Origin of the sequence: Actinokineospora auranticolor (assembly GCF_041897805.1) — a bacterium.
In the GTDB taxonomy this organism is placed as follows: Bacteria; Actinomycetota; Actinomycetes; order Mycobacteriales; family Pseudonocardiaceae; genus Actinokineospora; species Actinokineospora auranticolor.
This window is the reverse complement of sequence record NZ_CP154825.1, coordinates 4,223,821-4,244,668: the sequence shown is the minus strand read 5'-3', so window position 1 is coordinate 4,244,668 and position 20,848 is coordinate 4,223,821. Positions and strand designations below refer to the sequence as shown.

Genomic DNA, 20,848 nt, shown 5'->3' with positions numbered 1-20,848 from the left:
ACTGCCCGCGCTCGGACCCCACGACCGACGCGGCCACCACGCGCCCACCCATCGCCGATTCCGTCGCGCGGTAATCGGCCGACGGTGTGCACGTGGTGGTACGCGCCCGCCCCGGGCGGCCCCGGGGCGTCGCTCGTGTTGTCGGCGAGACGGCGGAGCACGCGGGACGCGGCCTCACTGTCCGGCACGGCTGCGCCTCCTCCTCAGCGCGACCCCGCGGTGGGTCACGCCTCCGGGCGCGGCGGCGGCTGGATGGACACCGTGCGGTCCTCGTCGGTGGCGTCCTCGATCGGCGCGCGGTGCCGGGGCGCCACCGGGGCGGGCGGCACCAGCGGGTCCTCGACGGTCTTGCTGGCCACCGCCTCCGCGGCGCGCACCGCGCGCGCCACCTCCGGGTCGGTGGAGGTGTCGAACCACTGCGCGACCTCCTCCTCATCCGACTGCGGCGACGAGGTCACCGGCTCCTCGGTGGGCTGCTCGTAGCGGAACACGCCGTCGTCGCCGCGGATGCCGAACTGGCGGGCGAAACCCTCCAGTGCCTTGCCGAAGTCGGTCGGGATCATCCACACCTTGTTCGCGTCGCCGCGCGCCATGTCCGGCAGCGTCTGCAGGTACTGGTAGGCCAGCACCTCCGGGGTGGGGCGGCCCGCCTTGATCGCGGCGAACACCTTCTCGATCGCCTTTGCCTGGCCCTGGGCCTGCAGGTAGCGGGCGGCGCGTTCGCCCTGGGCGCGCAGGATCCGGGACTGCCGCTCGGCCTCGGCGGCCATGATCGTGGCCTGCTTGGCGCCCTCGGCGGCGAGGATCTGCGACTGCTTGTTGCCCTCCGCGGTCTTGATCGCCGCCTCCCGCTGGCCCTCGGCGGTGAGGATGATGGCGCGCTTCTCCCGGTCGGCGCGCATCTGCTTCTCCATCGAGTCCTGGATGGACGGCGGCGGGTCGATCGCCTTGAGCTCCACCCGCGCCACCCGGATGCCCCACCGGCCGGTCTCCTCGTCGAGGACCCCGCGCAGCTGGCCGTTGATGTGGTCGCGGGAGGTCAGCGTCTCCTCCAGGCTCATGCCGCCGACCACGTTGCGCAGCGTCGTCGTGGTCAGCTGCTCCACGGCGATGATGTAGTTGGCGATCTCGTAGACCGCGGCGCGGGAGTCGGTGACCTGGAAGTACACGACGGTGTCGATCGACACCGTCAGGTTGTCCTGGGTGATCACCGGCTGCGGCGGGAACGACACCACCTGCTCGCGCAGGTCGATCCGGGCCCGGATCTTGTCGAAGAACGGCACCAGGAAGTTCAGCCCCGGCTCGGCCACGGTGCGGAACCGGCCCAACCGCTCGATCACCGCCGACTGCGCCTGCGGGATCACCTTGATCGACTTGAACACCAGCACCAACACGAAGAACGCCACGACCAACGCGACGACGACCGGTAGCTCCACCACAGCCTCCAACCAACCAGCAACACCCTGCGCCCGACCACTACGGGTGGTCGGCGAACACCACCGCCGTGGCCCCGGCGATCTCCATGACCGTCACCTGGGTCCCCGGCTCGATAACCTGCGTGTGGTCCAGCGACCGCGCCGACCACTCCTGCCCCCGCAACCGCACCCGGCCGCCGTGCTCGTCCACCCGGGTCGTCACCACCGCCCGCGTCCCCACCAGCGCCGCCACGTTGTCCCGCGTCTGCGGCGCGGTGATCCGCCGCCGCAGCACCGGCCGCGCCAGGGTGGTCAGGCCCAGGGCGACCGCGGCGAACACCGCCGCGCTCACCACCGTGGACCCGATCAGCGCCTCCGCGCCCGCACCGGCCACCGCCGCGGCGCCCAGCATCAGCAGCACGAAGTCGCCCGACAGCACCTCGGCGAGCATCAGCAGCACCCCGACCACCAGCCAGATCAGCGCCGCCATGCCGCCATCCTGGCAGATCCGGACCCCGTTCCGGGGATGATCGACCGGGTTGGCGCCGATCACCCCCGGTGCGGCAGGCTCGCGCCGTGACCGACGACGACCTGAAAACCCACCTGCACGGCGAACTGCGCTGGATCGGCGACGCGGTGCTGGCCAAGCTCGACGGGTTGGGCGAGTACGACCTGCGCCGCCCGCTGACCGACTCCGGCACCAACCTGCTCGGCCTGGTCAAACACCTGTCCACTTGGGAGGCCCGCTACCTCGGCGAGGTGTTCGACCGCCCCTTCCCCGAACCGCTGCCCGCGCGCGGCACGGACATGTGGGCCACCGAGCGGGAGAGCAGCGCGGACATCGTCGACCGGTACCGGCGCGTGTGGGCGCACTCCGCCGCCACCGTCACCGACCTGCCCCTCGACGCGCCCGGCCGCGTGCCGTGGTGGCCCGAACCCGACGTCACCCTGTTCGCCGTCCTGGTCCACCTGCTCACCGAGACCAACCGGCACGCCGGGCACGCCGACATCCTGCGCGAGCAGCTCGACGGCGCGGTCGGTGTGGACACCGCGGCCCGCCCGGCCCCCGGTGACCGGCGCGCGGAACCGGAACGGGTCGCCCGGACCTTCCGGCAGCCCTGACCCGGCGCCTAGTCCTCGGCCGGTTCGGTGACGAAGTCGATCAACCGCTCGACCGCGCCGACCAGCGGCGGCTCCAGGTCGCGGAAACCGCGCACCGCGGCGCGGACCCGACGCCACCCGTCCGCGGGTTCGCCCCAGCCCAGCGCCGCGCACACGCCCTGCTTCCACTCCACGCCGCGCGGCACCCGCGGCCACGCCGCGATCCCCAGCACCGACGGCTTCACCGCCTCCCACACGTCCACGTACGGGTGGCCGGTCACCAGCACGTTCCCGTCGCGCAGCCCGTCGACGATCCGGGACTCCTTGCTGCCCGCCACCAGGTGGTCGACCAGCACCCCCAGGCGCCTGCCCGGGCCGGTCCCGAACTCCGCGACCCGCTCGGGCAGGTTGTCCACCCCGTCGAGCGGCTCGACCACGACCCCCTCGACGCGCAGGTCATGGCCCCACACCAGCTCCACCAGCTCGGCGTCGTGCACGCCCTCCACCCAGATGCGGCTCTCCCGAGCGGTGCGCGCACGCAGCCCCGCCACCCGCGTGGACCCCGACGCCGACCGGGCGGGCGCCGCCGCCGTCTTCCCGGGAGCCGGGCGGAGGAGGGTGACCGGTGTGCCGTCGACGAGGAAACCGGCGGGCTTCAACGGGAACAGCCGGTGGCGACCGTGCCGGTCCTCCAGCACGACGTTGCCCAGCTCGAAGCGCACCACCGCGCCGCAGAACCCGCTCGCCGGGTCCTCCACCACCAGCCCGGGCTCGGCCACGACCTCGGGGATCGACTTGCGGGGCTTGCCGGCGAGGATGTCGCCGTAGTCGTGGGAGCGCACGGCCGACACGCTAGCGACCGGCCCCGCCCGCGCCGTGGAGGCCACGCCGGTCAGAGGTGGTCGTGCCCCGGGTCCCCGCCCACCGACGGCGGCGCCTCCCGGCCCGCGCGCAGGACGGCGGGCACGGTCGTCGTCCACCACCCCACGAAGATGACGAGCAGGCATTCCCACCACCGCTGCTCGGTCGCCACCCACATCCAGATGCCCCAGACCACCCCGCTCACGCCCAGCAGCACGCTGAGCACGTTCACGATCATCACAACCACCGGGTGCGCGTCCCGCACGTGCGTCCCCCTCTTGTGACGTCTCGCCGTTCGCCGTGCCCAGTGTGCCGAGCGGTGAACGCATCCGGTGCCGCCGAACAGCGCACGAGATACCTCCTCCGGCCCCGCCGCCGGGGCGGCGCCGCCCGTAGAATCGCTGGTAGACGCACATCTTGCGAGGCGGGGAGGTGCAACGGCAGGTGACCTATGTCCGCTACCGACCCGACCCCGCCGGGCCCGACCGCGTCCTGGACCTCGCCCGCCTCGGCGGCGACGACTTCCGCCTGGTCACCGGCCTGGCCCGGCAGCTGCGCCGCGGCGACCGGGTCCTGCTGTGCCTGCCCGGCGACCGCACCGGCGACGGCGAGCTCTACGTCCAGGACCACGTCGGCGGGCACCGCGCCGTGCACTTCGACCACCGCACCCACGAGCCCGGGCACCCGGTCAGCGCGCGCGGCGAGCACCACCGGCGCCAGCAGGACTACTGGACCCGCGCCGCCGACGAGGCCGGGCTGCCCACCGCGCGCGAGGTCCGCACCCCCGCCGACACGATCCTCGACGTCGCCATCGCCGGGCCGCGCGGCACCGGTGTGGAGCTGCGCCGCACCGACGTCACCGCGGCCGAGGCCACCGCCGACGCGACCGCGTCCTACCGGTCGGGGTGGCTGCCGGTGTGGTTCGCCGACGCCGACCACACCCCGGCCTGGTTCCACCACGTCCCCTCGGTCGGCTGCAACCGGGTCAGCTGGGACGACCTGCCCTCCCGCCGCTCGGCGACCGCGACAGGTCTGCGCACGATCACCGCGGCCCGCTGCGCCTACGACGACTTCGGCCGCTGCCCGGAGTCCCACCGCGGGCCCTGCGGCCGCTACCACCCCAAACCCGTGCCCCTGCGCGGGCTGACCATCGACGACGTGGCCGCCATGGTCCCGGCCGGGGAGCTGGAACCGCTCGTCGAGCAGCACGGCTACGTCTACCTGGTGCCGCCGCGAAGCCGTCGGGTGTTCGAGGAGCTGACCGGCGAGCCCGGCGCCTACGCCCCGGACACGGTGCTCACCGACACCGGTCCCGCGCCCCTGCACTGCACCCGGTGCGGGCAGCGGCTGGGGTTGCTGCGACCGGGCCGCAACGCCTGCCAGGGCTGCCGTCCGCTGCCGATGACGCAGGACTACCCGTACTGACCGCTCACCCGCGGAAGTCCGGGCCGGTGAGGGCGGCGAAGTCCAGGGTCACCGGCAGCACGCCGGCGATCGCGCGCCTGCGGCGGCCCAGTTCGGCGATGACCTCCTCCGGGGTGCCGGTGCCGCCGCGGCCGTACCAGTTGCCCAGGATCTCCAGGACGACGTCGGCGAGCTTGCGGGCCCCGGCGCCGTGCACGGCGTCACCGGAGCCGGTGAACACCCCGGAGTGCAGGGTCAGGTTCCGGGTCGCGTAGAGGCCGTCGAGGACGGTGATCATCCGTTCGCCGCGTTCGGTGAGCCGGTGTTCGCAGGCCTCGGGGGAGCCCAGCAGGGCGCGCCACCGCGCCAGGTCGTGGCGGGCCAGCGGGTGCGGGGTCAGCGCGGCCAGGGCCTCGCGGGCGCGCAGGACGTGCTCGTCGGTGGTCGGGACGTCGGAGACCGTCCACGCCCAGCGGTTGACGTCGAGCCCGCCGGGCGAGGCGTCGTCGTGGGGGTGGCGTGCGGCGGGCTCGAGCGCGCGGGTGAGTCCGGCCTCGGCGTCGGCGAGTTCGCGGCGCAGCGCGGCCAGGCGCGGGTGGCCGGGCGGGCAGCGGCGGACCGAGCGGTGGGTGTGGTCCACGTGGGACCGCGCGACCGTCACCAGCCACGCCCGGTGCGCGGCGGCGGCGCTCAGCGACCAGCGGAGGCGGCGGTGGGCCAGCACGAGTTCCTGGCGCAGGCACTGCAATGACAGTGCGGCGGCGAGGTGGGAGCGGTTCTGCACACCGGACGCCTCGACCGCCGACCACGACAGGGCCGCTGTCGCGTGTGGAGAGTCCGTCGAGGACGCCACGCGGGCCATGCGCAGCGCGCGCCGCACCCGGTCGGGCAGGGCGGTGACGGTCAGCGGGCGGGCCTCGCGGGTGCGGCGGGGCACCGCGGGTGCCTCCTGCCAGGTGTGGTGTCCCTCGGCGACCAGGGCGACCGGGTCCAGGCGCAGGTCCAGGAGCCGGTTGCCGGCGTGGTACTGGTCGAGTGCCTCGACGAGTCGGCGTCGGGCGAGTCGGGCCGCCGACGGCCGGTCGCGGGCCCGCACCCGCAGGGTCACCAGGGTGCCCTCGCCCGGGGGGAGTCCGGCGACGAAGTGCCGCAGCCGGTCGGTGGTGGGGCCCCAACGCGCGTCGGCTGCGGCCCGCAGCGGCCACTGGCGGGCGTCGGGTTCGAACGCGGGCAGGTCCGACAGGGCGCCGGTGCCGCGGACCACCAGCGCGACCTGGTGATCGGTGGCGTCGGGCAGCAGCGCCGACCACACGACCTCACCCTCCACTTCAGCCTCACCCTCAACCTCGACTTCACGGTGAGACTTGAGGCGGGCGGCGACCCGGACCAGGTCCTGGACGACGAACGCGGGGTCGCGGTCCGCCACGGCGAGCAGGCACGCCACCTGGTCGGCCACCAGGTCCCCGCCGCGCTCGGCCCAGGCGCGGGTGAACCGGCGCCGCAGCAGCCCCGGCAGCCCGGCCACCGCCGCGTCCACCCGCGCCGCGAACTCCCCCGCCCGCACACCGGTCCCGTCCGCGGCGATCGCCCGCCGCGCGTCGTCCAACGCCTCGCGCGCGGCCACCAGCACCGGCTCGGACCCCCACGCCGCCACCACGGCCCGCACCCGCTCGGCGGCGTTGACGCACAACCGGTTGAGCTGCCGCGGCGTCGGCTGCCGCTCGACCTCGTAGTGCGCCAGCGCCGCCGCGACCCGCGGCAGTTCGGTCACCAGCCCGGCCAGCCCGGAGGCGTGGCCGCAGAACACCGCCGCCGGGTCCACACCGGCCAGCACCCCTTGCAGCAGCAGCACCCGCCCCTCGGGCACGCCGCGCTCGGCCAGCTCCCCCAGCAACCGCGTGTCGAACGCCCGCTTCCCCATCCCGGCAGTCTCCCACCGGCGCCAACCCGATATCCCCGTTCCGCGGCCGGTCATCCCAACCGCGGCGGCCGTGCGGCGGCCGACGGTCGGGTACGCGTTGCTGCACCGGAGTGACGATCATGGCCCGGTGGGCACCCGGCGTGTGATCGTTCGCCCACCGGAAGTCGAAAGGGGACAGCGATGGGGAAGATAGCGGCCTTGGCCGCCGCGGCCGCCGCCGTGACGGCGACGATCGCCGGGGCCACACCGGCGAGCGCGGGCATCTGGGCCACCTACAACCTGGGCGCCTACGCCGACCAGCAGTACTGCGACAGCGTCTCCGACGGCCTGTGGGACCCGCCCTACTGGTACAGCTACGACTGCCACTACTACGCGTCCGACCCGGACAACCGCGGTCGCGGCGCGGGCTGGTACTTCTGGAACCGTGTCGACATCCGTTGACGGGCGTCGCCCCTCTCCGGCGCGGCCGCCGGACCGGGGGCGCGTCCACTCGGGAGCCCGCCGGTGAGCAGGCGCGCCGCCCAGGCGGCGTTCTCCCGGGAATGGCGGCGGGATCCGGTCCACGATTTCACGGGGCCCGAGGACGTGGCGCTGGCCGTGGTCGTCGCGGACTGGCTCGGCGGTGTCCTCGACGAGGCCGGGGTGGCCCCGCGGCCCGAACCGGGGCCGCTGCGGGACGCGGTGCTGCGGTCGCTGCCGGTGCTCTACCTGAACCGGGTGTTCCCGCAGCGGTACGGCCACCTGCGCGGCGTGTTCCGAGAGGTCTTCGCCGCGCGCGACACCGGCCGCCTCTCCGCGTCCGCCACGGCGCGGGAGTTGCGCGCGGTCGTGGTCGAGACCGTCGCCCCGGTCGTGGAGCACCCGTTCTACCGGTTCGCCTTCCCCGACCTGCCCGATGTGGTCCTGTCGATCGTCCACCAGGTGCTCGAGCGGCTGATCACCGTCGACGGCCTCGGCCGGACCGACCCGGTCGAGGCCCGGCGCCTCGCCGCGCGGCTCGCGCACCTGGGCTTCGCCGACCTGGCCGAGACCCTCGGCGCGTCGGCACCGGCCGAGGACCCCGTGGCCACCGCGCCGGTCGGCGAGGAGCACGGTTGACCGGTTCGCTCAGCGTGCCAGGGCGGGCGGCAGCGGCAGGCCGAGCGCGGTGAGGAAACGCGCGGCCTTGATCTCCACGAAGAGGTCGGCGTCGTCGGTCTTCGGGTGGACGTGCGGCGCGTCGTCGGCGGCGAGGAATCCCTCGATCTCCCCGGCCTTGCCGTCGGTGTCGGCCGCGTCGTCGCCGTCGGCCCACCACGCGGCCAGGCCCGCGGCCTCGCGGGGCACGTCGGTGGGGGCGGAGGCGTCCTCGTCGCCGAAGTAGTCGCGTGGGGTGTAGCCGAGGAACGCGGAGCCGGTACCGGGCCCGGCGGGCTGGTACCGGACCTCGGCGAGGTCGCTGTCGAAGATGACGACCGCCAACCACCGCCCGGGGTGCTCAGCCTGGCTCCACCCCTCCAACTCGTGCCACCGGGTGCCGTCGTAACGGTAAGTACCGGAGAAACCCACGTCCCCTCCTATGCTGCGCTGACCTGCGGCGGCAGCGTAAACGACAACCCGGTCGCGCGACACCCCCCAACGTGAGGGGGGCGCGCACCCGGTGGATGCGCGCCCCCTTCTACGGCCGGTCGGGTCAGGGTGGCGTCTCGAAGAACTTCACGCCGTACCCGGTGTTGCTGTTGTCGCCGGGCACGTTCTGGCGGCGGTAGGTGCTGTTGCCCCACCACATGAAGGTGCCGGTGTGCCACAGCCGGTTGTCCCACGAGTACGGCGTGCCCTTGGGGACCGCGTGGTACATCATCGGGAACGGCTGTCCGGCGGGTGGACTGGTGCCGATGTCGCCGTTCTCCAGGACGAAGCTGTTGCTGCCGGGCCCGTTGACCCACAGCGTGGGGTCCCAGCCGTCCATGATGGAGTCGCGGTTGGAGCCGAACTGGCAGCCGTTGGACTTGTACCAGTCCCACACGTAGGTGGGGTCCCCGCCCTTGCGCAGCCGCAGGTCGGCCAGGCAGTACTGGTCGCTCCAGGACCCGTTGGCCGAGTACACGACGTGCAGTTGCCCGTCGGGGTCGCGGATCGGGGCGGGTGCCTCGTTGATGTACGGGTTGCCGACGACCCGCTCCCACGGCTCCCGGGGTTGGGAGATCCGGGCACGGGGGCCGGTGGGTGTGGTCGGATCGCTCATCCGGACCAGGTACAGGTTCTGCTCGACGTTCGTGTCGCCTTCCCAGCCGGACCACACGAACCAGAGTTGGTTGTCGAAGGTGAACGCGGTGCCGTCCACGGCCCACTTGTCGTCGGGCAGCGCCAGTTTCCGGTGGTCGCCGTAGCCGGTGGTCGGCCGGTCGGAGCTGATCACGTACATCCGGTGGGCGTTGCCGCTCCCGGCGGAGAAGTACACGTAGTAGCGGCCGCCGATGACCACCAGTTCCGGCGCCCACACCTCGCCCAACCCCGGGTCGGTCCAGATCCTGCTCCGCGCGGCGCCGCCGAGCCCGGTGGGCGAGGACGACTGCCGGACGTAGAGGCCGCCGCCCTCGGACTCCACCGAGTAGTAGGTGCCGCCGACCCGGATCGCGCTGGGGTCGGCGTTGCGGATGGCGGTCTGGCCCGGGGCGCCGGTGGTGGGTTCGTCCTCGAAGAACTTGAGGCCGTACCCGGTGTCGCTGTTGTCACCGGGTACGTTCTGGCGGCTGTAGGTGCTGTTGCCCCACCAGCTGAACGTGCCGGTGAACCAGTGCCGGTTCGCCCAGTTGTAGGGCGTGCCCTTGGGGACGGCGTGGTACACCAGCGGGAACCTGGGCCCGGCGGGCGGGCTGGTCGAGATGTCGCCGTACTCGAGCACGAAGCTGTGGCTGCCGGGGCCGTCGACGTAGAGCGTCGGGTCCCAGCCCTTCGCGATCGTGGCCCGGTAGGACCCGAACTCGCAGCCGTTGGACTTGTACCAATCCCACACGTACGTCGGGTCCCCGCCCCGGCGCAGCCGCAGGTCCGCGACGCAGTAGTGGTCGGTCCACGACCCGTTGGCCGAGTACACGATGTGCAACTGCCCGTTCGGGTCGCGGATCGGCGCCGGGGCCTCGTTGATGTACGGGTTGCCGGTAATCCGCTCCCACGGCTCGCGGGGCTGCGAGATCCGATACCGCCTGCCGGTGACGTTGGACGGGCTGGTCATCTCCGCGAGGTACAGGTTCTGCTCGACGTTGGTGTCGCCCTCCCACCCCGACCACACGAACCACATCTTGTCGCCGAAGTAGAACGCCGACCCGTCCACCGACCACTTGTCGTCGGGCAGGGCCAGCTTCATCGGCTCGCTGAACGCCCGGTCCGGCACGTTCGACCACGTGTAGTACATGCGCTGCCCGCCCTGGCCGTCGCCGGAGGCGAAGTACACCGCGTACACCTGGGTGCCGAGCGCGGCGTTGAGGCGCGTGATCTTCGGCGCCCACAGGTTCGGCAGGTTCCGCGGCGCCGACCAGATCAGCCTGCGCTCGGCGTCGGCCAGGCCGTGGATGTCGGGGGCGGAGCGGGAGTAGATGTTGCCGCCGTCGGACTCCACCGAGTAGTAGGTGGCGCCCACGCGGATCACGCTCGGGTCCGCGTTGCGGATGCTCTGCCCCGGCGGGCCCGGTGTGGTCGGCGGCCGGACCACCGGCGGCGGGGGCAGCGGCGCGTTCGCGTCCTCGAAGAACCCCAGGCTGTAGCCGGTGTCGACGTTGTCGCCCGGCACGTTCCGCCGCCCGTAGGGGATGTTGTTCCACCAGGTGAACCCGCCGGAGTACCAGACCCGGTTGTCCCACTTGTAGGTCATGCCCTTGGGCACGCCGTGGTACACCAGCGGGAACTTGCGCCCGGCGGGCGGGCTGGTGCCGATGTCGCCGTTCTCCAGCACGAAGCTGTGGTGCCCGGGGCCGTTGACGTTCGCCGTGGCCGTCCAGCCCGACATCATGCTCGCGCCGTCGGAGCCCATCACGCAGCCGTTGGACTTGTACCAGTCCCACACGTACTCCGGGTTGCCCCCGGCTTTGAGCCGCAGGTCGCCCAGGCAGTACTTGTCCGTCCACGACCCGTTGGCCGAGTACACGATGTGCAACCGCCCGTTCGGGTCCTTGATCGGCTCCGGCGCCTCGTTGATGTACGGGTCGCCGGTCACCCGCTCCCACGGCTCGCGGGGCTGCGAGATCCGGAACCGGGCGCCGGTCGGGGTGGTGGGGTCGTTCATGCGCGCCAGGTAGAGGTTCTGTTCGACGTTGGTGTCGCCCTCCCAGCCGGACCACACGAACCAGAGTTGGTTGTCGAAGGTGAACGCGGCGCCGTCGATCGCCCATTTGTCGTCGGGCAGGCCCAGTTTCCGTTCTCGGCCGTAGTCGCGGTCCGGCGCGTCGGAGCCGATCACGTACATCCGGTGCGCGGCGCCTCTGCCGGCGGAGAAGTAGATGTAGTACCGGTCGCCGATCCGCGTCAGCTCGGGTGCCCAGATCTCGCCGAGCCCGTTGTCGGCCCACACCAGGGACCGCAGCGAGTCGCCGAGCCCCTCCGGGCTCGACGCCGACCGCACCATGATCCGGCCGTAGCTCGACTCCACCGAGTAGTAGGTGCTCCCCACGCGGATCACGCTGGGGTCGGCGTTGCGGATGCTCGTGCGGCCCACGGTCGGTTCGGGCAGCCGGTCGAGCCGGTTGTTGTTCGGCTCCACCACCCAGCCCCGCATCTGGGCGTCGGTGACGGTGCCCGCGAACGCGGCGGCGATCTTGCGGGCGCCCGCGTCGTTCGGGCTGAGCCCGTCGGAGTCCAGGTCACCCGTCGTGACCTCCCACATGGCGACCAGCAGCACCTTGTGCCCGGCCCGCTGCTCGTCGGCCACCAGCGCGCGGATCGCGGTGTTCACCTCGGTGATCCGCCGCTGGGTCTGCGGGTCGGCGGCGGGGGTGAGTTCGGCCAGGCCCACCACGATCTCCGGGTTCACCGCCCGCGCCTCGGCGACCAGGCTCCCCAGCCTGCCCGCGAGCCCGTCCTGCCGACCGGCCAGCACGTCGTTGAGCCCGGCCTGCACCAGCGCCACGTTGGGCTGGTACTCGGGGATGTCGCCCTCGCCGCGCTTGACCAGCCGGGTCGTGTCGTCGCCGGGTTTGCCCGTGTAGTTCAGGCCGTTGCCCGCCGACTGGGAGCCGACCAGCTCCACCTGCCCGTCGCGTTTGCGGGAGACCAGGATGGCCAGCGCGCCCAGCATCCCGGCCAGGGTGGTGCCGATCCACGCGCCGGGCGGTTTGTCGGCGTGCACCAGGTTCGCGGTCGTGTTCACCCGCATCGTCGCCGTCGGCGGACTGCCCGCCGCCGCCTGCAGCGGCCCCAACCGGACCGCCAGGTGGTCCGAGGAGCGCATGTCCTCCCGGTCGGGCACCCGGGTGTAGTTGATCTCGGTGGTGACGAAGTAGTCCAGCTCCCCGCCCCGCAGGTGCGTCGCCCGGCCGGAGTTGCGGATCACCGCGTTCGACGGGTAACCGCCGCGGGCCCGCAGTTCGTCGGGGTCGAGGTTGAAGTCGCCGCCGACGGTCCACTGGGCGTCGCGCGGGTTCAGGCCCGCCTCCGCCGCCCACGCCCGGACCCGGTCCTCGATCCGGTTGAGCATCGGCACGACGTCGTTGCCGGTACCCGACAGGGCGTGCATGGTGAAGTACCAGTGGTTGCCGAACCGGATACCGAGCGCGTTGCGACCCGCCGCGACCGGGTTCTCCACGATCCGCGCCTCGTTGGGCTGGTCACGGGTCACGATCGCGATGTTCACCCGCCCCTGGTTGTCGGTCTCCGGGGCGTTCGTGCCGCCCTGGGTCTGGGCGTAGTAGACGTTGTACGTCGTGGTGTCCCGGTCGCCGCCCGGCCGCCACTCGTAGTGGGTGTAGCGGCGCCGCTCCGGAGCCGGGGTCCACCAGTCCACCCCGTCCCCCGCCCCGGGCGGGCCGCCGCTGCCGACCTCCTGCAGCAGCACGACGCGGGCGTTGCGGGCGTAGGCGTGCACGTCGAGGGACCACTTGCCCGCCGCGTCACCCCCGGACGTGCGGCCCTGCATGTTGTTGGTGATCAGGGTCGTGCGGTCCAGCGGCGAGTCGTCGTTCGCCCGCGCCCGCGCCACCGACGGCACCGCGACACCGGTGAGCGCCAGCACCAGGGCGAGCCCGACCGCGACCGGCTCACGCGCCCGCCACCGCGCGGCGCGCCGACGACGCGCGCGGGCGCGCCGGAATATGTGAGGAAATGACATGAAAGAAACGTAACCACGTCACAGACCGACCCCGCGAGCAATTCACCTGAAACCCGCGAAATTCGTTGCCCGCATCGAACCGGAACCTGCCCGAAAATCCCGGATGTCTGCCCGAAAAACTCGAACCGGACATATCTCTATGGGGTCGGCAGGATTCTACCACCCATTTTGTTCTGATACGGACTCCGGCATCTCCGTTTTCGGGCGCTTGCCCGGACCGTCACCCGCAATTCGTTTCCGCGAGGGCCGCGCGCAGACCGGACGCGTGCTCGCGGTGCGCGCGGGCGGTGTCGGGGTCACCGGTCTCGTCGGCGATCCCGGCCAACTCACCCAGGGTCTCGATCTGCCGCAGGGGCTGCCCCATGCGGCCGAACAGGTCCAGCGCCGCCGCCAACCGGGTCCGGGCGCCGTCGAGGTCACCGAGCCCACGCGAGAGCGAACCCCACGTCTGCAGCACGGTCGCCTCCCCCATCACCGCCGTGGTGGCGCGGAACAACGACAGCGCCTCCGCGCACTGCGCCAACGCGGGCTCCGGCGACCCGAGCGCCGCCAGGTTCTGCGCCGAGCGCCACAGCAGGTAGCCCCGCAGCGTGCTGTCCACCGGCGTGCTCTCCCCGGTGGGATGCGCGAAATACGCCACACACGTCGCGTACTCCTCGGCGGCGCCGTGGAAATCACCGCGCCGGTGACGGTTACCGCCCCGGAACATCCGCGCCAGGTGCAGACCGAGCGGGTCCGCGGCCCGGTCGAACAGGTCGACCGCCTCGTCGAGCAGCCACGCCTGGTCGGCGTCCGGGGCACTGTTGGCCAGGTAGACCCGCGACCACGCCTGCTCCCTCAGGTCCCCCACCGCCTCGGCCGCCACCCGGGCCGCCCGCGCCATCTCGGCGGCCGCCACGGGGCGGTCGAACAGGGTGAACTCGGTCCAGGACAGGAAGTTGCGCAACGTCGCCTCGGCGTGCCGATCACCCAGGGCCAGCGCCGACTCCAGGCCCAGGCTGAACACCTCGTGCCAGGTCGCCGCCGTGCCGCCGATCTCGGAGTACCAGTGCATCGCCCGAGCCAAGGCGATCACCTCCTCGTGCCCGCCGCGCGCGGAGGTGGCGCGCAACGCCGCCAGCCAGTTGACCCGCTCCACCTCCAGCCACCGCGCCGCCGCGACGTGATCGGCCAACTCCGGGCACGGCACCCGCGGCGCGCCCGACGGCCGGAAGTAGCCGCCCGCCGCACCGGTCGCCGCCCCCACCAACCACGCCGTCAACCGCCCCCCGGCCTCCGCCACCACCCCGGGCGGCTCATCGCGCGCCAGGCACTCCGCGGCGAACACCCGCAGCAGGTCGTGGAACTGGTACCGGCCCTCCGCCGACGGCTGCAACAGGCTCGCGTCGGCCAACTCCTCCAGAAGGTCATCGGCCTCGTCCGGCGTCGCCCCGGTGAGCGCCACCACCCCGCCCGCCGCGAAATCAGCCCCCGGCACCAACGCCAACCTGCGGAACGCCGTCGCCGCCCGCTCACTCAACTGCCGGTACGACAGGTCGAACACACCCCGCAACCGCAGATCACCCGCCGTCAGCGCGGACAACCGCCTGCCCTGGTCGCGCAACTGCCCGACCAACCGGCCGATCGGCCACCGCGGCCGACTCGCCAACCGGTTCCCCGCGATCCGCAGCGCCAACGGCAACCGCCCGCACAACTCGACCAGCTCCGCCGCCGCCCCCGGCTCGTCGGCCACCCGGTCCGCGCCGACGATCGTCGTCACCAACCGCACCGCCGCCGCCCGCCCCAACACGTCCAACGCGGCCCGCCGCACCCCGGCGAGACCGACCAACATCTGCCTGCTCGTCACCAACGTCAGACACCGGCGCCCACCGACCAGCAGCGGCCGCACCTGCGCCTCGTCCGCGGCGTCGTCGAGCACGATCAACGCCCGCCGGTCCCGCAGCAGCAACCGGCACAGGTTCGCGCGCTGCTCCACCTCGGCAGGCACCCGCACACCATCCACCCCCATCGACCGCAGCACCACGTGCAGCAGATCCGCCGGGGTGCCCGGCCCATCGGACATGCCCCGCAGCCGCAGGAAGATCTGCCCGTCGGGGAACAACTCACCCAACGCGTGCGCGGCACTGGTCGCCACCGCCGTCTTGCCCGTGCCGGGCGGGCCGCTGAGCACCAACACCTGCCCGGCCCTACCACCCGCCGCGACCGCCTCCGCCAACTCCCGCACCTGCGCCAACTCCTCGGCGCGCCCCGCCAGGTCATCGATCGCGGGCGGCAGCACACCGACCACCGCCGGGCTGAACACCGGCGCGCCCGTCGTGGCGGGCGGCGGCGGCACCACCCTCGGCCGCGCCGACCTCGCCGAGGCCAGGAACTCCACCACCTCGACCTCGGACAACGACAGATGGCCCGCCAACGCCGTGACCGTGCGCCGCTGCGGGCTCCGCGCCACCCCGCGCTCGATGTCGCTGATCGCCCGGACGCTGACCCCCGCCCGCTCGGCCAGCTCCTCCTGCGTCAACCGGGCCCGCTCCCGGTGGGTGCGCAACAACGTGCTGAAGACCTCGGGACTCGGCTCCCCCGACGCGGTGGACATGCGCCCAATGAATCACGGCCCGCCGGACGACTTCCAGGGACCACGGTCCCTGGCCACCACCGGCAAGGCGGATAATCCTGCCGGTTCCCCGCCCTCCTGCCGGTGGTTCCGCGTGGCGCCGGGAGCGCGGACGCCGCTGTACTGGTCGCCCACCACGACACCGGACGACTCGTCGCCGGGCAGGCGGAACCGCGCGTTGTGTGGGCAGGTGCGGCCGGGTGACATTCCGCCGGTGCCGACCCGCCGACCGGTGTCGTGGTGCCCGGCCGACCGGGACCCCACGTGGATCGACAACGCCGAGCCGAGACCACGGCATGGTCGTGCGAGTCGCCGCGGCCCGGCACGCCGCACAAGCCGGGGAAGCCCGGCGCGCCGGAGAACGTGTCGCCGCTCCAACGCGACCGCCGGGACACCAGCGGCTCCGCGACAAACGACCGACGACTACCCGGTCACGCCCACCGGGCCTGCCGACGACGCGCCACCGGGGACAGCGAACTCCCACCACGGGCGATCCGGCCGCGCCCCCAACGCCCGCGCCGCCTCCGCACCCGCCTGGCCCACTTCCCGCCTCAGCTCCCCGGCACCGCGCGACTCCGCGTACCGGTACACCGCCCGCGCCGACTCCAGCACCTCCCGGTGCGCCCCGTCCGCGCGGGCCGCGCGCAACGCGCCGAGCCAGTTGGGCAGCTCGTCCACCAGCCACTCGTGCGCGGCGTCCCGATCGAGGATCGGATCCGGCCCGTCAACGGGCCCGGTGTCGTCGCCGTCGCGGTCGGGGTCGAACCACGCCGCCGCCTTCGCCGCCACCCGCAACAGCCAAGCCCGGGCCCGAACCGCCGCACGGGCGACCACGACCGGATCCTCGTCCTGGTCGAGCTGTTCGCTGGCGAACACCTGGATCAGGTCGTGGTGGGTGTAGCGGCCCGGGACCTCCGCCGTGCCGATCAACCCCGCGTCGGCCAACTCCTCCAACGCGGACTCCGCCACCTCCGGCGACAGACCCGACACGACCGCCGCCAACTCCACCGACGTCTCACTGCCCGGCACCAACGCCAACCCGCGGAACACACGCGCCACGTCGGCGGGCAGATGCCGGTACGACAGCTCGAACGCCGTCCGCACCCGCAGGTCACCCGCCGTCAACACCGACAACCTGCGGCGTTGACCGGCGAGCTGTTCAGACAGGTGCTCGATGGTCCACCGGCCCCGACTGGTGAGCCGGTTGCCCGCGATCACCAACGCCAACGGCATCCCCCCGCACAACTCCGCCACACGAGCCGCCGCGGCAGGCTCGGCCGACACCCGCTCAGCACCCGCCACCACCGCCAACAACTCCACCGCGGGCCCAGTCGACAACACCTCCACCGACAACCGGTGCCGCGCGGCCAACCCGGCCAACGTGCCACGACTGGTCACCAACACCATCGACCCCGGCCCACCCTCCAGCAGCGGCCGAACCTGCCCCTCCCACGCGGCGTTGTCCAACACCAGCAGGTGCGCCCGGTCACGCACCAACGACCGGTACAACGCCAACCGGTCCTCCTCATCCCCCGGGATGGCCCGCTCCTCGACACCGAACGCGCCCAACAACCGGTGCAGCGCGAGCGCCGGAGTCAACGGGTCGGCGTCCACACCACGCAGATCCAGAAAACGACAGCCACCGTCGAACCGGTGCGCCAACCGATGACCGGCCTCCACCGCCAACGCCGTCTTGCCCACCCCGGGCAACCCCGACACCAGCACAGTCCGCACACCAGGCCCCACCTCAGCCAACCGAGCCTGCGCGCGCAACTCCCCCAACTCACGATCACGACCGGTGACCTCGATCACCACCGGCGGCAACGCGCACAACCCCGTGTGCGACGACACCTCCTCAGGCGGCTCCACCGCACGCGGCGACGAACGCGCCAACCCCATGAACTCCGACTCGCACTCCCCGGCCAACCCCAGACCGGACGCCAACAGCTCCGCGGTCCGCAGCCGCGGATTGCGGGCCCGCCCGCGCTCCATGTCACAGATGGCCCGCACACTCACCCCGGTCCGCTCGGCCAACTCCTCCTGCGTCAACCCGGCCCGCAACCGGTGGAACCGCAAGAGGTCCCCGAACACGGCGATCCCCACGCACCCTCCCCCCGACGACCACGAGTCTGCCACGGCCCCGACCACACGTGGCCACAATCCCCAACACGACAACGCTTTCCACGCCCGGCAATCACCGGACACCCGGATCCTGCCGGTCGTTCCGCGTGTCACCGCCACCACCCCGCGTGCTGCACTGGATCAACAAGACCAACAGGCACCAGGAAAAGGGGCCACCACCGATGCGATCACCGAACCACACCGTGGTGACACCCAACCGCACCACCGCCTTCGGGCCGCGACTGCGCGACCTCCGAGTCAGCGCGGGCCACACCCAGCGACAACTCGCACACGCCAGCGGACTCAGCGTCCGCGCGATCCGCGACCTCGAAAACGGCCGCGTACAACGCCCCCGCGCGGTCACCCTCCGGCTGCTCGCCGGCGCCCTCGGCCTCAGCGCCCCCCAACTCGACCGGCTCACCCGCGAAACCACACCCCGCCTCCCCCCACGCGGCCCCCTGCTCGGCCGCGAAACCGAACTCGCCGCGCTGACCGCCATGCTCGGCTCCGAACAGCACCGCCTCGTCACGATCACCGGCCTCGAAGGCGTCGGCAAGACCCGACTCGCCCTCGAAGTCGCGCGCACCCTCGACACCGACGACCACCCAACCCCCCTGTGGCTGTCCCCCCACGGCCCACCCCACAACAACCACCACAACGCCAGACGGCTCAGCGACCACATCGGCCACACACGCCGCCTCCTGGTCATCGACGGCGCCCGCCCCGGCGACACCACCGCCACCCACCTCCTCACCACCTGCCCCCGGCTGCGGATCGTCGTCACCACCAGGGACCCCGCCGACCTACCCCCCGACACCCTCTTCCCCCTCGCACCACTGCCCGTGCCGCCCACGGGCACCGAACCCGCCGACCTCGGCGCCGTGCCATCGGTATCCCTGCTGCTCACCCGACTGGCGCGCACCCACCCCGCCTTCCGCCCCAACCCCGACACACTCGCCGACATCGCCCGCATCTGCCGCGCACTCGACGGCCTACCCGCCGCCCTCGAAGCCGCCGCCCGGTGGAGCCTCGTCTACTCCCCCAGACAACTCGCCCAGCAACTCACCACCGACCCGCTCACCGTCGCCCGCGGCCCCGACGGCCACCCCGGACGCGCCACCTTCGCGTCGGTACCCGGCACCGTCGCCGCGCTCAGCCGCCGCCAACGCCACCTGCTCGCCGCCATGTCCCGAGGCACCTCGACCGAACCCGACGGCTACTGGTCGGTCCCGCACCTCGCGCGCACCGTCGACCGCACAGCCGCCGACTGCGCCGACGACATCTACCGACTCCTCGTCCTCGGCGTCGTCCGCCGCGCCGACCACCACCACACCGCGCTGTTCAAGGTGCTCAACATCGTCAGCGAGGCCGGGTGCCACGCCGCCGCCTGAGCCCACCCACGCACCGCGAACAGCGGTAACGCCGCACCACAGCCCTCGCGCGAGCCGCGGTGCGGCCGGAGATCGCGCCTGGCCGGACCGCCGCGGCACCGGGACGCTTCCCCGGCTCCGCGCCCGTCCGACGGCCTCGGGCGGCGCGATCCCGGCGCGGTGGGGCCGGGTGCGACCAGACGCACCCGGCCCCACCTGCGACGACACGCGCCAACACAGCCGATCCACCCGACCCGCGTGGGACAGGAGACAGCCCGATGCACCCCAAAGACACCGAGCAGCCCGACCACACCACCCGGGGGCCGCGGTGACCGTCTTCGACACCCTCGAATCCGCCGCCCGCAGCTACAGCCGCTCCTGGCCGGTCGTGTTCCACCGCGCCCGCGGCGCCCACCTCTACACCGAACGAGGCCGCCCCTACCTCGACTTCTTCGCAGGCGCAGGCGCCCTCAACTACGGGCACAACGAACCATCCCAGAAACAAGCGCTGCTGGAATACCTCGCCGCCGACGGCATCACCCACTCCCCCGACATGTTCACCGCCGCCCGCCGCGAGTTCCTCGAAACCTTCGACGAACTCGTCCTACGACCCCGCGCCGCCGACTACAAAATGATCTTCCCCGGACCCGGCGGCGCCAACGCCGTCCAAGCCGCGCTCACACTCGCCCGCCGCGTCACCGGCCGCACCCCCGTCATCAGCTTCACCCGCGGCTTCCACGGCACCAGCCTCGGCACCCTCGCCGCCAGCGGCGACGGCCGCAAACGCGCCGCCGCCTGCCTACCCCTCACCAACGTCATCCCCATGCCCTACGACGGCTACCTCGGCACCGGCAAACCTGACGCGGCATCTCCCTCGCCTTCGTCACCGGCGCCCTGCGCACCCACTGGAGCGACAACACACTCGAGAAAACCACCCGCGAACGCGGCGACCACGTCAACCAGGCACTGCGCCGCACCGCCGCCACCACCTCAACGAGCGTCCGCGTCCGCGGCCTCGTCTGGGGCCTGGACCTCGGCACCACGGGCGGCCCCGGAACCGCCGCCAAGGTCTGCGCCGCCGCCTTCGACCGCGGCCTGCTCATCACCACCTCCGGAGCACGCGACGAAGTCGTCAAACTCCTCCCACCCCTGACCATCCACGACGACGACCTCGACGAAGGCCTGCACATCGTCCACGACGCCGCCACCAGCGTCCCCAGCCGCTGAACCCCGCAACAACCAGGAAGGACCCATGTCCCCGGACACACCCACGATCAACCTCATCCGCTGGCAAGGCGGCCCGACCACCGAACGCACCACCACCCGCCACCACCTCGACACCGCCCTGCGCCGAACCGGCACGTTCCGAAACGAACTACTGGCAGGCACCCTCGGCCTCCCATTCGACTACTTCACCGCCCGCGCTGAACACGCCACCTGGCCCCAAGACCCGTTCCACACCGACCCCGGCACCTTCACCATCCGCACCGGCACGACCCCACACGACCCGGACACGCTCACCGTCACCCTCGGCGACCTGATGCACCGCTGGACCAACGGCCGCTGGCACGCCCTACGCCACCACCCGCACCCACCCGACGACGAACCACTCACCGTGACGTTCCGCTTCGAAACCGACCCCGCCCGACCACTACCCACACCGGCCAGCCGAGGACGCGCCACGACCCGCCGCACCACCCCGACCACACTCGACGCCGCCCTGTGCGGCGGCGAACGATGAAAATC

At 72.8% G+C, this 20,848-nt stretch carries 15 protein-coding genes and 1 pseudogene; 7 read left to right on the top strand and 9 right to left on the bottom strand.

The genetic code is table 11. The annotated features are described in order from the left end of the window. Window positions 1–224: 224 nt before the first annotated feature. Together V5P93_RS18685 and V5P93_RS18680 are read right to left on the bottom strand one after the other, a co-directional pair. Window positions 225–1,436 (bottom strand): SPFH domain-containing protein, encoded by a 1,212-nt coding sequence (locus V5P93_RS18685; RefSeq protein WP_104481403.1) that lies wholly within the window; start codon window positions 1,434–1,436, stop codon window positions 225–227. A gap of 40 nt (window positions 1,437–1,476) precedes the next feature. After that, window positions 1,477–1,905, bottom strand: a complete 429-nt coding sequence (locus tag V5P93_RS18680) for an NfeD family protein (RefSeq protein WP_104481367.1) — start codon at window positions 1,903–1,905, stop codon at window positions 1,477–1,479. 86 nt (window positions 1,906–1,991) lie between these two features. On the opposite strand from V5P93_RS18680, the gene V5P93_RS18675 reads away from it, so the two are divergent. Continuing rightward, window positions 1,992–2,537, top strand: coding sequence for a DinB family protein (locus tag V5P93_RS18675; RefSeq protein WP_104481402.1), 546 nt, complete (start codon window positions 1,992–1,994; stop codon window positions 2,535–2,537). A gap of 8 nt (window positions 2,538–2,545) precedes the next feature. Here V5P93_RS18675 and V5P93_RS18670 read toward each other — a convergent pair whose 3' ends face one another. Further along, complete coding sequence (locus V5P93_RS18670) at window positions 2,546–3,358, bottom strand: DUF3097 domain-containing protein (protein ID WP_104481401.1); 813 nt, start codon at window positions 3,356–3,358, stop codon at window positions 2,546–2,548. A 50-nt stretch (window positions 3,359–3,408) separates the two neighbouring features. After that, window positions 3,409–3,615 (bottom strand): hypothetical protein, encoded by a 207-nt coding sequence (locus V5P93_RS18665; protein WP_146108228.1) that lies wholly within the window; start codon window positions 3,613–3,615, stop codon window positions 3,409–3,411. 206 nt (window positions 3,616–3,821) lie between these two features. Here V5P93_RS18665 and V5P93_RS18660 point away from each other — a divergent pair, with 206 nt between their 5' ends. After that, complete coding sequence (locus V5P93_RS18660; RefSeq protein WP_104481365.1) at window positions 3,822–4,802, top strand: hypothetical protein; 981 nt, start codon at window positions 3,822–3,824, stop codon at window positions 4,800–4,802. 4 nt (window positions 4,803–4,806) lie between these two features. Here V5P93_RS18660 and V5P93_RS18655 read toward each other — a convergent pair whose 3' ends face one another. Further along, window positions 4,807–6,702: a hypothetical protein gene (locus tag V5P93_RS18655; RefSeq protein WP_146108227.1), complete on the bottom strand. Its 1,896-nt coding sequence runs from the start codon at window positions 6,700–6,702 to the stop codon at window positions 4,807–4,809. A gap of 180 nt (window positions 6,703–6,882) precedes the next feature. Between V5P93_RS18655 and V5P93_RS18650 the strand changes: the two genes are divergently transcribed. Both V5P93_RS18650 and V5P93_RS18645 read left to right on the top strand, forming a co-directional pair. After that, a complete protein-coding gene (locus V5P93_RS18650; protein WP_104481364.1) occupies window positions 6,883–7,143 on the top strand; it encodes a hypothetical protein in 261 nt (86 codons plus the stop codon). A gap of 63 nt (window positions 7,144–7,206) precedes the next feature. Further along, window positions 7,207–7,800, top strand: coding sequence for a hypothetical protein (locus V5P93_RS18645; RefSeq protein WP_104481363.1), 594 nt, complete (start codon window positions 7,207–7,209; stop codon window positions 7,798–7,800). Window positions 7,801–7,809: 9 nt separating this feature from the next. On the opposite strand, the gene V5P93_RS18640 is transcribed toward V5P93_RS18645, so the two are convergent. The 4 genes from V5P93_RS18640 to V5P93_RS18625 all read right to left on the bottom strand — a co-directional run bounded on the left by V5P93_RS18640 (window position 7,810) and on the right by V5P93_RS18625 (window position 17,714). Then, the gene (locus tag V5P93_RS18640) at window positions 7,810–8,250 is read right to left on the bottom strand and encodes a hypothetical protein (RefSeq protein ID WP_104481362.1); all 441 of its coding nucleotides are present in this window, start codon (window positions 8,248–8,250) and stop codon (window positions 7,810–7,812) included. 124 nt (window positions 8,251–8,374) lie between these two features. Further along, window positions 8,375–13,000: a family 43 glycosylhydrolase gene (locus tag V5P93_RS18635; RefSeq protein ID WP_219824094.1), complete on the bottom strand. Its 4,626-nt coding sequence runs from the start codon at window positions 12,998–13,000 to the stop codon at window positions 8,375–8,377. Window positions 13,001–13,220: 220 nt separating this feature from the next. Further along, complete coding sequence (locus V5P93_RS18630) at window positions 13,221–15,593, bottom strand: helix-turn-helix domain-containing protein (RefSeq protein ID WP_104481361.1); 2,373 nt, start codon at window positions 15,591–15,593, stop codon at window positions 13,221–13,223. 441 nt (window positions 15,594–16,034) lie between these two features. Further along, window positions 16,035–17,714: a helix-turn-helix domain-containing protein gene (locus V5P93_RS18625; RefSeq protein WP_104481399.1), complete on the bottom strand. Its 1,680-nt coding sequence runs from the start codon at window positions 17,712–17,714 to the stop codon at window positions 16,035–16,037. 200 nt (window positions 17,715–17,914) lie between these two features. Here V5P93_RS18625 and V5P93_RS18620 point away from each other — a divergent pair, with 200 nt between their 5' ends. The 3 genes and pseudogenes from V5P93_RS18620 to V5P93_RS18610 all read left to right on the top strand — a co-directional run bounded on the left by V5P93_RS18620 (window position 17,915) and on the right by V5P93_RS18610 (window position 20,843). Then, window positions 17,915–19,123, top strand: coding sequence for a helix-turn-helix domain-containing protein (locus tag V5P93_RS18620; protein ID WP_146108226.1), 1,209 nt, complete (start codon window positions 17,915–17,917; stop codon window positions 19,121–19,123). A 307-nt stretch (window positions 19,124–19,430) separates the two neighbouring features. After that, window positions 19,431–20,329, top strand: a pseudogene (locus tag V5P93_RS18615) (aminotransferase class III-fold pyridoxal phosphate-dependent enzyme). 25 nt (window positions 20,330–20,354) lie between these two features. Beyond that, window positions 20,355–20,843 (top strand): hypothetical protein, encoded by a 489-nt coding sequence (locus V5P93_RS18610; protein WP_104481358.1) that lies wholly within the window; start codon window positions 20,355–20,357, stop codon window positions 20,841–20,843. Window positions 20,844–20,848: the final 5 nt, after the last annotated feature.